This window comes from Natrinema salinisoli (genome assembly GCF_020405205.1).
Taxonomy (GTDB): Archaea; Halobacteriota; Halobacteria; order Halobacteriales; family Natrialbaceae; genus Natrinema; species Natrinema salinisoli.
This window is the reverse complement of sequence record NZ_CP084470.1, coordinates 39485-52707: the sequence shown is the minus strand read 5'-3', so window position 1 is coordinate 52707 and position 13223 is coordinate 39485. Positions and strand designations below refer to the sequence as shown.

The following is a 13223-nucleotide window of genomic DNA, read 5'->3' as shown; positions in this document are numbered from 1 at the left end:
TCCCAAAAGAGGTGCCGCTTCTTCGTTCGTTCTATTGGGCAATAGGCGCGAGCCGCGTCCGGTTCACACGGCGTCGAACGCTCGTCCGGGGTACTCGAGGTACTCGGCGAGGCGTTCGAGGAATGCGCCCGAGTCGGCCCCGTCAAGCACGCGGTGATCGATCGTGAGACTGAACGTGATCGCCCGCTCGAATTCGACGTCACCGTCGCGCTCGACGGGAATTTGCTTGCGTCGACCGAGTGCGAGGATCGCTACTTGAGGAGGATTGATGATCGAATAGGAGACGTCCATGTCGAAGACACCGACGTTGGTGACGGTGAAGGTTCCTCCCTGAAGATCAGACGACGAGTGTTCGTTCTCGAGGACTGCCTCGACGAGCCGTCGCCGCTCGGACGCCAGCTCCTCGAGGTCGCGATTCGGTACGTCGTCGATCACCGGTACCATGAGTCCTCGCTCGCTGTCGACCGCGTAGCCGACGTTGACCTCGTCGATGAGGCGGTGGTCGTCGTCCTCGAAGTGCGCGTTGAACTCGGGGAGGTCCTCGAGCGTTCGGCCGACGAAGTGGAGGATGAGATCGTTTAGCGAGACGTCGACCCCTTTCTCCTCGAGTCGGTCCTTGACTTCCTCGAGGCGCTCGATGCCGATATCACGCGTCCCCATGACGTGGGGTTTCTCTCGAGCGCTCCGGCTCAGGCGCTCCGCGATCGTTTTCCGTGCGCCGGTGAGCGTCCGCGCTTCCGTCACGGTGAGTCCGTCAGCGGTCGTCTCGTCGCTCGCGGTCGCCGACGCGTCGGACCGGTCGGCGTCGGCACCGCTCGCGACCGCTTCGACATCACTCTCGGTGATCGCTCCCTGTGGGCCCGTCCCGTCGATCCGGGACAACTCGACGCCGTCCTCCTCGGCACGACGCTTGGCCCGCGGCGTCGCCTTAATGTCCGTCGCGGACGCGGCGTCAGCGTCGGACTCGTCGCTGCCCTCCGCCGGTGCTCCGTCGCCACTCTCGAGGAAGTCCTCGATATCGCCTTCGGTGACTGCATCCTGGGGCCCGGTCCCGTCGATTTCCGCCAGATCTACGTCTGCTTCGTTGGCGCGACGCTTGGCCCGCGGCGTCGCCTTGACGTCTGGAGTCGCCGCGCCACCGTTGGCTGCCACATCGTCGCCGGATCCGGTACCCGTATTCGATGCCGCCTCACCGGCTCCCGCCGGCCCCTCGTCGCTCTCTCCGTCGTCCTCGAGTTCCGCCAGCGACGGTACCGCCTCTCCCTCTTCACCGATCACCGCGAGGGGCTTCCCCACTTCGATAGCGATCTCTTCGCCTTCCTCGACGTACTGTTCGAGCAGGACTCCGCTTTCGGGGGCCTCGATTTCGGCGCTGGCCTTATCCGACTCGAGGACGGCGACGACGTCGCCCCTCTCGACGCGATTGCCCGTATCAGTCTCCCAGGCGACGAGATCGCCGTAGTCACTCAGCCCCAGCTTCGGAATTCGCACTACGTCTACCATGTCTGGTATCATGATTCACCCTTCTATTTAAAATCTCACCACACTCACCCCACCGTCCGTCCGCGAATATCGCATATCTGAAAACTCTCGAAGATTACAACATCGATGCCGTGTCTCACGGCGGTCCGATTCGAGACGTACCGGGTCGCACCCTGACTTCGTCGAGCAGGTACTCGACGACAGATGATCACGAATCGTCGAAATTCAGGGCGGGGTAAAAAAGCGCGTTCCCCGTTAAATCGCCCTTAGAAGAGCGATTCGATCCCGTCCGCGATGCGGTCGGCGGAGGGGAGCGCTTCCTGCTCGAGGGGTGGACTCAGCGGGATCGGGATGTCCTTCACGCCGATCGTCTTCGGCGGTGCGTCGAGGCTGAAGAAGTCGTTCTCGACGATCTCGTTCGCAATGTGTCCTTGCGTCCCGTATCGCTCGACGGTCTCGTCGACGACGACCAGTCGCCCTGTCTTCCGAACGCTCTCGGCAATGGTTTCGGTGTCGAGCGGGGCGAACGTCCGCGGGTTGACGATCTCTACGTCGGCGTCGACCTCGGCAGCGGCTTCCTTCGCGCGGTGGAACATGAGTTGGGTCGCGACGACGGTGACGTCCTCTCCGTCCTCCTCGACCGCGGCTTCCCCGAGCGGGAGCGTATACTCCTCGTCGGGCACTTCACCTTTGGTCTCGCTCAGCATCTTGTGGGGGAGGAAAAAGACCGGATTATCGTCCCGGATAGCGCTTTTGAACAGGCCCTTCGCGTCGTAGGGCGTCGTCGCGGTGACGACGACCCATCCCGGGACGTTCCCGAGCCAAGAGTGGACGGACTGTGAGTGTTGTGCGCCCGCACCGATACCGGCACCAGACGGAGCGAAGATCGTGAGCGGTGCTTCGATCTGGCCGCCGCTGACGTAGGGCTGTTTCGGGATCTGGTTGAACACTTCGTCACCGGCCGTCGCAGCGAAGTCGGCAAACTGGAGTTCGGCGACGGGCCGAATCCCGCCGACGGCCGCACCGAGAGCCATGCCGGCGATGCCGATCTCCGAGAGCGGCGTGTTACGGACGCGATCGCGGCCGTGCTTCTTGTACAGCCCCTCCGTCTCACCGAAGTTGCCGCCGAACTCCTCGACGTCCTCGCCGAACAGAATGACGTCGTCGTCTCGCTCGAGTTCCTCGTCGATCGCCTCCGCAATCGCCTCGACGTACGTGATTTCTCGTGTCATCGTTATTCACCCTGCCCGTAGAGGGGCGTCCGGTAGACGTGATCGTAGGCCGCTTCCGGTTCGGGTTCCGGGCTCTCGCGAGCGAACTCGACGGCCTCCTCCACTTCCGATTCGATGTTCGTAATCATGTCTTCAATTTCGGCCTCGGTCACGACGTCGTTCTCGAGCAACCGCTCGCGGTAGTTCCCGATCGGGTCTTTCTCCTCCTTGAGCTGTTCGTACTCCTCCTCGTCGCGATACGTTTCCTTGTCGCCCTCGAAGTGAGGAACGAGCCTGACAACGCGGCTCTCGATGACCGACGGTCCCTCGCCGTTGCGAGCGCGTTCGATCGCCTCGGAGACCGCGCGGTACACTTCTTCCACATCACTCCCGTCGATGCTTTCGGTCGGCATGTTGTGCGGGATCCCGTAGTCAGAGAGACTGTCCGGTGAGAGCGACTCGGACGGCGTCGATATCGCCCACTGATTGTTCTCGATGACGAAAACGACCGGAAGATCCCAGTACGCGGCGAAGACGAGCGCCGTGTGGAACGAGCCGCGACTCGTTCCGCCGTCGCCGATTGTCGTCACCGCCACGTTGTCGGTTCCCTTCATTTCCTCCGCTAGCCCGAGTCCCACGGCGGGATTCTGGCCGGAGCCGATCGTCGCGGCGTGGCCGTACAGCTTCCGGTCGATGTCGGAAACGTGCATTTGGCCGCCGTGGCCCTTGTTCGATCCCCCGACGCGCCCGTAGAGCTCCGCCATGATATCCGGTAACGGAACCCCCTTGGCGATGTACTGGCCGATGAGCCGCGCACCGCCGACGGCCAGCCAGTCGTCGTCTCGCATTGCGGCACCCATGCCGACGTGCGATCCCTCGTGGCCGCCGCTGAGGTGTACGAATCCCGGAATTTCTCCTTCTCCGAACCGCTCTTTCGTCTCCTCCTCGAAGATATCGATGCGGAGCATCTCCTCGAGGAGATCTCTCGCCATGTCGTCGTCGACGCTAACGTTCTGTGTCATTCGGACTCACATCTAAGGATGTTTCAGTATACCGCATAAATCTACCCCTGGTGAGCGGTATCGCGATAGCGCCGCGGGCGCGTATTTCCGCGAATTCCGTATGGCGAAAAATCGCGCAGCCAGGGGCGCTCGAGGCGTACTTTCTTATAGAACAACCGTAATAACGGAACACATGCGAGGATTGCACGGCAAGACTGCAGTCGTTACCGGCGGTGCGTCCGGTATCGGCCGCGCGACGACGCATCGACTGGCCGAGGAGGGCGTCAACGTGGTCGTCACTGATATCGACGACGAGCGAGGCGAAGAGACCGTCGAGCAAATCGACGCGAACGAGAGGGCCGACGGAACGGCCGAATTCCGCTCGCTCGACGTCAGCGATTACGATCGGTTCGAGGAGTGTCTGGACTCTGTCGCCGAGGACTACGACGGACTGGACATTCTGTTCAACAACGCCGGGATCGGCGAGGCGCGGTCCTTCCGCGAAACGACGCGCGAACACAGGGACGAGCTAATCGATGTGAATCTCAAGGGCGTCTGGAACGGCTGTCACGCCGCACTTCCGCTGTTCGAGGCGGACGGCGGCGGCGTCATCGTCAACACGTCCTCGATGGCGGGATGGAAATCGGCCCCGATCACGTCTTACGCGCTTACGAAGGCGGCAGTGCTCCACTTCACGCGGTCCGTCGCGGGCGAACTCGCACAGTACGACGTTCGCATCAACGCCGTCTGTCCCGGTCTGATCGACACGGCAATGACCGACGAGTGGTATTCCGAGGAGGAACAGGAGGCGATGCGTCGGCAGACGGCGCTGGACCGCTGGGCCGATCCCGACGAAGTCGCGTCCTGCGTTGCCTTCCTCGCCAGCGAGGACGCGTCGTACGTGACCGGACGGGCGCTGAAAGTCGACGCCGGTTACGTGTGAATTCTCTCATTCACTGCCGCTGCTGCGGTTCGTTCTATGGGAGCCGTGGCTCCTCCCTGTAATGACGGTGTAAAAAACAGTCTCCCCCGCCCTGCTCCCGTCAATCGTCTGCGCGGACGTCCTCGGACGTCTCGTCGAAGTACTCTGCTTCGCGGGCAGCTTTGCGTTCCCGTCGCTGCGTCTGGGCCTCCTCGGACATCATCCCCGTGTGCCAGTCGACACCCTCGTCCGTCTCGAGGCTAACGGACGTCACCTCGTCGATAGCGCCGATTCGCTCATCGATCTCTTCGACGAAGTAGGGGAGTTGCATACAGAAGGGAGTGGTGAGTCGCATCGAAACGGTGACGTGGCCCTCATCGACATCGATCTCATCGAGGAGGCCCATTTCGATAATACTGAGATTCGTTCCGTTGGCCGCGCTACACGGATCGATGACCTCGTCCAGCCGATCTCGAATCCGGTTTTCCAGGGGGGACATCACGCCACCTCGGCGTTCGTCGTCGAGTACGGTTCCGCGAGCTCCCCGTTCGACCGTGCGCTGCTGAACTCGTCGTCCTCAATGCGAGTACGGGCCTCGTCAACGTCAAGGTCGATGAGGTTCGCGTAGTTCTCGCCGAGGATCTTCCGTTTGTGCTCGTCGGATATCTGTGGGAGTTCGCCCATCATACTCGTGTTCTTGCGAACCGCCTCGGAGAACTCGAAGTCGCGGAACGCTTCGAGCTGGGGTCGCGGATGGACGGACATCGCTCCCGAACTCCAGAACAGGCGGTCCATTCCGTCCTCTCCGAGGAAGCTAATCAGCTCGGCGAGTAGCTCGCCGAACCGCCGTTCGTTACCGAGCAGGATGGCCGGCAATCCCTCCAAGTTCACGTAGACGTTCGGGAAGCGAGCGAGCTGCCAAGCGGTCTCCTCGGTAAACGAATAGCCGCCGTGGACGATGCTGAACGTGAGATCGGGGAAGCTTTCGGCCGCCTCGTCGACGTCGCCAGGGTGATACGGTCCTCGCGGCACGGGCCCGAACGGAATGGCTTTGTGGATGTCGATGAGTTCGATACCGAGATCGTGTGCCTTTTCGAAGACGGGGAACGCGACCTCCGGATCACCCATACTCCAGCCCTCGTGATGGTCCTCGCTCCAGTGAGACGGATACAGTTTGATTCCGATCGGATCGAAGTCCCGAACTTGCGCTTCGAGTTCGTCCTCCCACTCGTCTCGGAGCGGATCCACGCAGGCGTAGGAACGGAACCGATCGGGCCATCGGTCCGCGACCTCGCCCGCTTTGTCGTTGGCGACCAGCCCGTCGTGGAAGGCGTACATCGGTACCGGATGGAACGTCGCCATGTCCGTGTAGCTCTCTTCGAACAACATGGTCGCCGTCTCTTCGACGCCCCAATCTCGCACGAAGCCCTCCGGGGAGAGGGTATACTCGTCGGAGACGACGCTCGACACGTTCCCGAAGAGCATCTCCGTGATTCCCTCCGCATGCTGTTCATTGCGATAGTTCGACGGGGACATGTTGTACGAGTGCGTTACGGCGTCGTACACGAACGTCTCCTCAAGGTCTAACATGGCCTCCCCCCGTATCGTCCTCGGGTTCTCTGTTCACGCGCGGACCGGACATGACGGTAACACTTGACACCATGCGCATGTATTGTCGGCATAGAAACAGTAATAGCTTCGGACGAGATTCAGATCGTGATTCGGGACGATAGTCACGAAGCGACGGAGACGGAAACTGAATCCATCAGCACAACTCCCTGCGAAATGAGTCATCGATCGACGCATCCGTCGACAACGTAGCGGTCGAGACGGTAGCTCTGTTCGAGCGAATACAGGCACTGACGATCACAGAGACGATCCCAGGCACGCGGTCATCACGGTGTACAAAATTCGATGCGAAGAGAACTAGTCACACCGGGTAGGAGGGGCTGCACTCCTCGGAGCGTGACTGCCGACAATCATCGAGGCGATCCGTCGCCGCTAGACGCGCTCGAGGATCGTCGCGATGCCCTGCCCGAACCCAATACACATCGCCGAGAGAGCGGTATCCTGGTCGGTTTGCTCGAGTTCGTGGGCTAGTTTCGTCAGCAACGCCGCCCCGGTCGCACCCAGCGGGTGGCCGTGGGCGATCGCACCGCCGTTGACGTTGACGTTTTCCCATGACGCACCGGTCTCCTCGAGCCACGCGGCGACGACCGATGCGAACGCTTCGTTGACTTCGAAGAGGTCGATGTCACCGACCGCCATGTCCGCCTTCTCGAGGACTCCCTCGGTGGCCGGGATGGGGCCTTTCAGCATCGTAATCGGGTCGACACCGACGACTTCGGTCTGACGGATGCGGGCCATCGGTTCCCAACCGTGTGCTTCGGCGGCCTCCTCGCTCGCGATAAGCAATGCGGACGAGCCGTCGACGATTCCCGAGGAGTTGCCCGGATGGTGGAAGCCCTCGCCCTCGTCGCGGAAGGAAAGCGGCAGTTCCGAGAGGGTATCCATGTCGGTTCCGGGACGGGGGTGTTCGTCCTGCTCAACGACGACTTCCTCACCGTCGACTTCAGTCTCGACCGGCGTGATCTGATCGTCGTAGCGACCGTCGTCCCAGGCACGTTTCCAGCGCTGTTGTGAATCGACGGCGATCCGGTCGAGTTCTTCGCGCGTAAAGTCATACTCCTCGGCAATGCGCTCGGCACCCTCGCCCTGATGAGTCCGTTCGTCGAAGTGTTCGAAATACGTGTCCGTCAGCCCGCCAGCGTCGGACCCCATCGGAACGCGGGTCATGTGTTCGACGCCGCCCGCGATAAGGACATCATGCTGGCCGGCCATAACGTTCGATGCAGCGAAGTTGGCCGCCTGCTGTCCCGAACCGCACATCCGATTGAGTTGCACGCCCGGAACGATATCACCCCAGCCGGCGACCATCGGTGCGAGTCTGGCGATATTGAGTCCCTGCTCGTCCATCGGCGTCACACAGCCGTAAATGACGTCTTCGATCGTCTCCGGCTCGAATCCATTGCGCTCGCGCAGCGCCTCGAGCGGTTCTGCCGCGAGGTCTTGTGGATGCGTGTCACGGAACGAGCCGTCTCGTTTTCCGAACGGGGTACGCACTGCGTCGACGATAACTGCGTTTCTCATGGTGCGTGTATCGTTAACTACGGTGGTGCTAATAGGCTTTGGCCCTGTTCCGGTATATGTTAGAATTTTTAGTTTAGCCGGCGATATGCCTTTTCCAGGTCCTTACTTGAGTGATCTGTGCCACCTATGCTATCCTGTAACTACCAACGATCTCGTTGGTTCTCCAGCGAACGGAACCGTAATCTCGACATAGAATAATGCCCTAAGTGTGTTATTACCTTGGCCGCTGTTGGGAATCTAAATGCTTTATATTGTATAAATACCTATTACATTCGGCGGTCGGGTGCGCATTCGTGTCTATAACAGAAGAGAACTAATAGCACACCAGTCGTGATGATTACGAGACAGCGGAACATCGAACCTGTCACTTCCACTCCGTGGTACCCTCTTTTACGAAGTGCCAAGTAGCGATATCATTGGTGAATCGCTTCGAAGCCACGTGATTCGAGGCGTCACCGCTCCCCGTCTCGTCGGTCTGATCCCGAGCAATACCTCACGAATCCGCGATACCGTCCCGCTCGCGGAGGGACTGCCGTCGGACTTTGCCAGTAGATGTCGTCGGCAACTCGTCGAGAAATTCGATCATCCTCGGGTACTCGTAGCGGGCGAGACGATCCGTAACGCGATTCTCGAGCTCCTCTTTTAATTCGGGAGTCCGCCATTCCTCGTCACCAGTGACTACGAACGCTTTCGGGACGCTCCCCCGATCCTCGTCGGGAACGCCGATCACCGCGGCGTCCGCGACGGCGACGTGGCTCGCGATCACTTCCTCGATTTCCTCGGGACTCACTCGATAGCCCGACGTGATGATCACATCGTCCTTGCGGCCTTCGAACGAGAAGAAGCCGTCCTCATCGACCGTTCCGAGGTCCTCGGTCAGCAACCAACCGTTGCGGACCTTTCGGTCGGTCCGTTCCGGTTTGTTCCAGTACTCTCGGAAGCAAACCGGATTCCCTTCGTATCGAACCGCTATCTCGCCGACTTCTCCCGGTTCGTCGATCGGTTCGGCCGTTTCCGGATCGACGATTGCCACATCGTGGCCCGGTGCTGCGAGACCCATCTTCCCCGGCCGAGGCTCCTTCAACGAGTGACAGTCTCCGACGACGAGATTCGCCTCCGTCTGTCCATACACCTCTTCGATAGCGGCACCATCGAACGTCTCCTTCGCCCACCTGATAACGCTTTCACCGACCGCCTCACCTCCTGCGGCGACGTGCCGGATCGTCCCCAGTGCGTATCGATCCGCGGGATCGTCGACCTGCATCATCATCCGGAGTGCCGTCGTCGGTGCCCCGAGGTTCGTTATCCCGTATCGTTCGATGAGGTCGAACGCCGATTCGGCGTCGAACCGATCGGTATCGTACGCGACGACCGGCTGGCCGTAGTATAGCGTCGGCATCACGAGCGAAAACAGCGACCCGATCCACGACCATTCGACGGGAGTCCAGAACACGCTCTCGTCCGCCGTTCCCTTCTCCATGAAATTCTCGGCAAACATCGGTAAGTGACCGAGCAACAGCCGATGTGCGTGACGTACACCTTTTGGCTCGCCGGTCGTGCCACTCGTATAGATGATGATCGCGTCGTCGTCGGCGTTCGTTTCCTCCGTTTCGAACTGCTGCGGTGATCGACGCTCGACTGCGTCCCACGTCGTTTCCTTTGGCACCGGGTCCGCCCCGATGGTTAGCACCGTCTCCAGCGCCTTGAGATCACTACGAATCGACCGGACGGTGTCCACACTCGACCCATCGACGATACAAGCTATGGCGCGGCAGTCGTCGAGTCGGTATGCGAGCGCGTCGTTCCCGAACTGCGTACTGAGTGGGACGGAGACGGCGCCCAGTTTCCACACCGCGATATGGCTGACGGCGGCCTCTGGACGCTGCCCGAGACAGATCCCAACTCTGTCGCCCGGCGTAACTCCCGCCTCCGAGAGGTAGTTCGCGATCCGATTCGCCTCGATCTGCACATCACGAAACGTGAGCGTCCGACGGTCCCCCGCTTCGTCTTCCGCAAAGAACGCGACGCGCCCGCGATTACGGGCCCACCGATCACAGACGTACTCTGCCATATTGAATTGGTCTGGAATCTCCCACTCGAAGGATTCTCGGAGTTGTTCGTAGCTCTCCCAGTCACGCTCGTAGAAATGGTATTGGCCGATCCGTGTCATTGTATAACAAGGACACAAGAGGACTCGTATTAATAGTATCGCCCATCGAGTTGCCATCTCCGGCGCGAAAACAAGCAGCCATGGTAGGGCCTCGAGCGAGTGCGATTCACCGAACTCTGCAGTCGGATGGCCTCGAGACATTTGACGGATTGCAGGCCCCACGGTAACTACCCCGGAATCCATACCGTCGTCTCGAATTGAACGCACCCGAATCGCTCGATGCTCAGTGATTCACCCCTCGAGAGCGGACCGCTTTATTTTCCCGCTGGCGGTCTTGGGGAGTTCGTCGAGGAATTCCAGTTCACGGGGGTACTCGTGTTTCGAAAGTTCGTCTCGGGCGAACTCCTGGAGTTCATCGTTCAGTCCTTCACTCGGGTCGTAGTCGTCGACGAGGGTAACGTACGCTTTGACGATTTCGCCGCGAGTCTCGTGATCCGTACCGATGACGGCCGCTTCCTCGACCGCGGGATGGTTGAGCAGCGTTTCCTCGACCTCCGCCGGACCGATGCGATAGCCGGCGGAGATGATGACGTCGTCCGCGCGACTGACGTACCAGTAATATCCGTCCTCGTCTCGCCGTGCCAGATCGCCGGTTCTGAGCCAGCGGCCGGTGAACGTCTCGAGCGTCGCCTCGGGTCGGCCCCAGTACGATCCGTGCGCGTCCGCATCGCGTTTGACTGCGATTTCACCGACGTCGCCCTGTTCGACTTCCTCGCCGTCCTCGTCCAGTAACGCTACCTCGACCCCGGGGAGGACTTTCCCCATGCTCCCGGGCTTTACTTCCCAGTCGTCGAACGCGTAGTTACAGACCACCATACCGGCCTCCGTTAACCCGTAGGCGTCCTGCGGTGGTGCGCCCAGACCGTCTTCACACCATTCGACGGTATCCTCGTCGAGCGATTCGCCGGCCGAGAGGAGCACGCGGAGATCGATGTCGTACGCCTCGAGATCGATTCCGCCCGCTCGCGACTGGCGGAGGGCCGTGGGCGGTATCATCGCGTTGTCGACGTCCCACGCCTCCAGGGTTTCGAAGAACGCAATGGGATCGAACTGCCCGCGATAGCAACCGATCGCGGTCCCCCGAACGCCCGACATGATCGTGCCCATGTTGAGCCCGTACGACCACGACGGTGACGCGGCGACCAGATAGACATCGTCGGGGCGAACATCGGCGACGTATTCCGCGTACGCGTGGAGTTCGATCACCCCGCCGTGACTGCTCAGGACGCCTTTCGGCGGGCCGGTGGTCCCGGACGTGTACGTCAGCGTGTACGGGTCGTTCGGGTGGGTATCGACGGGTTCGAACGTCTCTGATCGATCACCGACTGCGTCGTAATCCTCCACTGTCACGTCGCTATCGACTGCGTCGCTTCCGCCGTCGACCGTGACGATGCGTTCGAGCGAGGGGAGACTCCCGTCGACGGTCTCGCAGCCGTCCGCCGTGGTGAACAACGCGGTCGCTCCCGAGTCCTCAAGGCGGTAGTTCAGCGCGTCCGGGCCGAACATCGGTGCGAGCGGGAGATAGATCCGGCCGGCCTTGATCGTCCCGAAGACGACGGCGTATAGCTCGAACTGCGTGGGGAGCATCGCACCGACTCGGTCGCCGCGTTCGGTGTGTGCTTCCAGGTAATTGCTCACTCGATTCGCGGCGGCATCGAGTTCGGCGAACGTGTAGGTCTCAGTCTCGCCGGTCTCGAAGTCCTGGATCCGAAGTCCCGTCTCTTCCGAGGACGCATGGCGACCGAGCGACTCCGTTGCGATATTGAGCGACTCTCTGTCTCCGACGTGGGCGTGCTCGTCCCAGCTCTCGTCCGTCTCGTACTGGTCGTACACGGCCTCGTATACGCTTCCGTATGTCATACAATACCATGTATCATGAAATGGTGTATAGTTTTTTGGTTTGTCAGGACTGAGGTGCATCTCGCTGCGAACTCACTCGAGGGCGATATTCGTCTCGAATAGCGTGACCCGAATAGTTGACGCTGATTCGACAACGGCACGAAAACTGTGACGGGAGGGTGGTTCGGGGTGTCTCACTGCTCCTGCAAAGTCAATACGAACGGGGGAGTCCGAGGTGATGTTCCGCAATGTGGTTCTTCGCCATTTCGTTCGAAACGGGCACTGTCTCGGTCACGCGCGCGTTCTGCCAGAGTTCGTAGACCTCGTACTCCTTCGTGAATCCGTTCCCGCCGTGAGTCTGAATCGCCTGCGACGCGGCTTCGGTGCTGAACTGGCTCGAGAGCAGTTTGGCCGCATTCGTTTCCATGCTACAGTCCTCGCCGCGGTCCCATTTCGCAGCGGCACTGTAGGTGATCTGGCGGGCGGCGAGGAGCTTAGCGTAGCTTTCGGCCAGCGGATGTTGGATCGACTGGTGAGCTCCGATCGGTTGTCCGAACACCTCGCGGTCGTTGGCGTACTCGACTGCGAGGTCGACGGCCCGAAGTCCATCACCGAGAGCACTCGCCGCACCGGCGATACGTTCGGTATTGAGCGTATCGAACATGAGCCTGAACCCGTCGTCCTCGGAACCGAGGATATCGTCCTCGTGAACCCGTAAGCCGTCGATATTGACCTGATACTGCTGCTCAAACCACGGTACTGCCGTATCGAGCGGCGACAGCGAGATCGCGTCGCGATCAGCCGGGTCGGAAACGAGAAAGAGCGTTCCGCCGTGGGTCGGATCCGAGGGCTCGAGTTCGGAGGTACGCGCGACGAGTAACATCTCGTCGGCGGTCTCAACGCTGCTGATGAAGGTCTTCTCGCCGTGGATCACGAACTCGTCACCGTCCCGTTCGGCCGTCGTCTCGATCGAGAGCGTGTTCGTCCCGGCGTTCGGTTCGGTCAACCCCATACAAAACCGGCAGTTCCCGTCGACGATCTCCGGGAGGTATTCGCGCTTTTGGACTTCAGTCCCGTGTCGTTGAATGCTGATACCACCGAACACGGGCGTCAGAATGAAGATGATACCTCCCTGTCCACCGGCACGCGAGAGTTCCTCGATGACGATCGTCATCTCGTGCATTCCCAGTCCCTCTCCACCGTACTCCTCGTCGATCGCGACGCCGAGCCAGCCGTTGTCCGCAAGGTCCTGCCAATACGATTCGGGAAAGCGCTTCTGATCGATGTGCTCGCGCCAGTAATCGGCGTCGTACTCGGCAGCGAGGTCGCGTACCGAACTCCGGATCAGATCGTGGACTTCCGTCTCGGAAACGGGCATACGCTCATCTTCTCACGAGAAAATATAAAACAAGGCATCGACCGGCACTAGCGACGGACCTCTCTCCGCG

At 60.8% G+C, this 13223-nt stretch carries 10 protein-coding genes; 1 reads left to right on the top strand and 9 read right to left on the bottom strand.

Annotated elements, in window-relative coordinates; all coding sequences use genetic code 11:
• Positions 1-63 precede the first annotated feature (63 nt).
• From LDB05_RS21025 to LDB05_RS21015, 3 genes are all read right to left on the bottom strand, one after another.
• Entirely contained in the window at positions 64-1503 is a 1440-nt protein-coding gene (locus LDB05_RS21025; RefSeq protein WP_226008180.1) for a 2-oxo acid dehydrogenase subunit E2, read from the bottom strand.
• Positions 1504-1748: 245 nt separating this feature from the next.
• Positions 1749-2714 (bottom strand): alpha-ketoacid dehydrogenase subunit beta, encoded by a 966-nt coding sequence (locus LDB05_RS21020; RefSeq protein ID WP_226008179.1) that lies wholly within the window; start codon positions 2712-2714, stop codon positions 1749-1751.
• Between the two features lie 2 nt (positions 2715-2716).
• On the bottom strand, positions 2717-3715 hold the full coding sequence (locus LDB05_RS21015; protein ID WP_226008178.1) for a thiamine pyrophosphate-dependent dehydrogenase E1 component subunit alpha: 999 nt from the start codon (positions 3713-3715) through the stop codon (positions 2717-2719).
• A gap of 172 nt (positions 3716-3887) precedes the next feature.
• On the opposite strand from LDB05_RS21015, the gene LDB05_RS21010 reads away from it, so the two are divergent.
• Positions 3888-4637 carry an SDR family NAD(P)-dependent oxidoreductase gene (locus LDB05_RS21010; RefSeq protein WP_226008177.1) on the top strand — a complete coding sequence of 250 codons (750 nt, stop codon included), beginning with the start codon at positions 3888-3890 and terminating at the stop codon, positions 4635-4637.
• A 100-nt stretch (positions 4638-4737) separates the two neighbouring features.
• On the opposite strand, the gene LDB05_RS21005 is transcribed toward LDB05_RS21010, so the two are convergent.
• From LDB05_RS21005 to LDB05_RS20980, 6 genes are all read right to left on the bottom strand, one after another.
• The gene (locus LDB05_RS21005; RefSeq protein ID WP_226008176.1) at positions 4738-5115 is read right to left on the bottom strand and encodes a metal-sulfur cluster assembly factor; all 378 of its coding nucleotides are present in this window, start codon (positions 5113-5115) and stop codon (positions 4738-4740) included.
• Positions 5115-6206, bottom strand: coding sequence for an amidohydrolase family protein (locus LDB05_RS21000; protein WP_226008175.1), 1092 nt, complete (start codon positions 6204-6206; stop codon positions 5115-5117). The genes LDB05_RS21005 and LDB05_RS21000 overlap by 1 nt, the downstream gene beginning before the upstream one ends.
• Before the next feature lie 411 nt (positions 6207-6617).
• Positions 6618-7766, bottom strand: coding sequence for a thiolase family protein (locus LDB05_RS20995; protein WP_226008174.1), 1149 nt, complete (start codon positions 7764-7766; stop codon positions 6618-6620).
• A gap of 493 nt (positions 7767-8259) precedes the next feature.
• The gene (locus LDB05_RS20990) at positions 8260-9936 is read right to left on the bottom strand and encodes an acetate--CoA ligase (protein ID WP_226008173.1); all 1677 of its coding nucleotides are present in this window, start codon (positions 9934-9936) and stop codon (positions 8260-8262) included.
• A gap of 231 nt (positions 9937-10167) precedes the next feature.
• Positions 10168-11796, bottom strand: a complete 1629-nt coding sequence (locus LDB05_RS20985) for an acetate--CoA ligase (RefSeq protein ID WP_226008172.1) — start codon at positions 11794-11796, stop codon at positions 10168-10170.
• Between the two features lie 190 nt (positions 11797-11986).
• The gene (locus LDB05_RS20980; protein WP_226008171.1) at positions 11987-13153 is read right to left on the bottom strand and encodes an acyl-CoA dehydrogenase family protein; all 1167 of its coding nucleotides are present in this window, start codon (positions 13151-13153) and stop codon (positions 11987-11989) included.
• Positions 13154-13223: the final 70 nt, after the last annotated feature.

What these genes read in the sequence shown, in the direction of transcription:
- LDB05_RS21025 (WP_226008180.1), bottom strand. Translation starts at nt 1,503, where the DNA reads ATGGTAGACGTAGTGCGAATTCCGAAGCTGGGGCTGAGTGACTACGGC.
- LDB05_RS21020 (WP_226008179.1), bottom strand. Translation starts at nt 2,714, where the DNA reads ATGACACGAGAAATCACGTACGTCGAGGCGATTGCGGAGGCGATCGAC.
- LDB05_RS21015 (WP_226008178.1), bottom strand. Translation starts at nt 3,715, where the DNA reads ATGACACAGAACGTTAGCGTCGACGACGACATGGCGAGAGATCTCCTC.
- LDB05_RS21010 (WP_226008177.1), top strand. Translation starts at nt 3,888, where the DNA reads ATGCGAGGATTGCACGGCAAGACTGCAGTCGTTACCGGCGGTGCGTCC.
- LDB05_RS21005 (WP_226008176.1), bottom strand. Translation starts at nt 5,115, where the DNA reads ATGTCCCCCCTGGAAAACCGGATTCGAGATCGGCTGGACGAGGTCATC.
- LDB05_RS21000 (WP_226008175.1), bottom strand. Translation starts at nt 6,206, where the DNA reads ATGTTAGACCTTGAGGAGACGTTCGTGTACGACGCCGTAACGCACTCG.
- LDB05_RS20995 (WP_226008174.1), bottom strand. Translation starts at nt 7,766, where the DNA reads ATGAGAAACGCAGTTATCGTCGACGCAGTGCGTACCCCGTTCGGAAAA.
- LDB05_RS20990 (WP_226008173.1), bottom strand. Translation starts at nt 9,936, where the DNA reads ATGACACGGATCGGCCAATACCATTTCTACGAGCGTGACTGGGAGAGC.
- LDB05_RS20985 (WP_226008172.1), bottom strand. Translation starts at nt 11,796, where the DNA reads ATGACATACGGAAGCGTATACGAGGCCGTGTACGACCAGTACGAGACG.
- LDB05_RS20980 (WP_226008171.1), bottom strand. Translation starts at nt 13,153, where the DNA reads ATGCCCGTTTCCGAGACGGAAGTCCACGATCTGATCCGGAGTTCGGTA.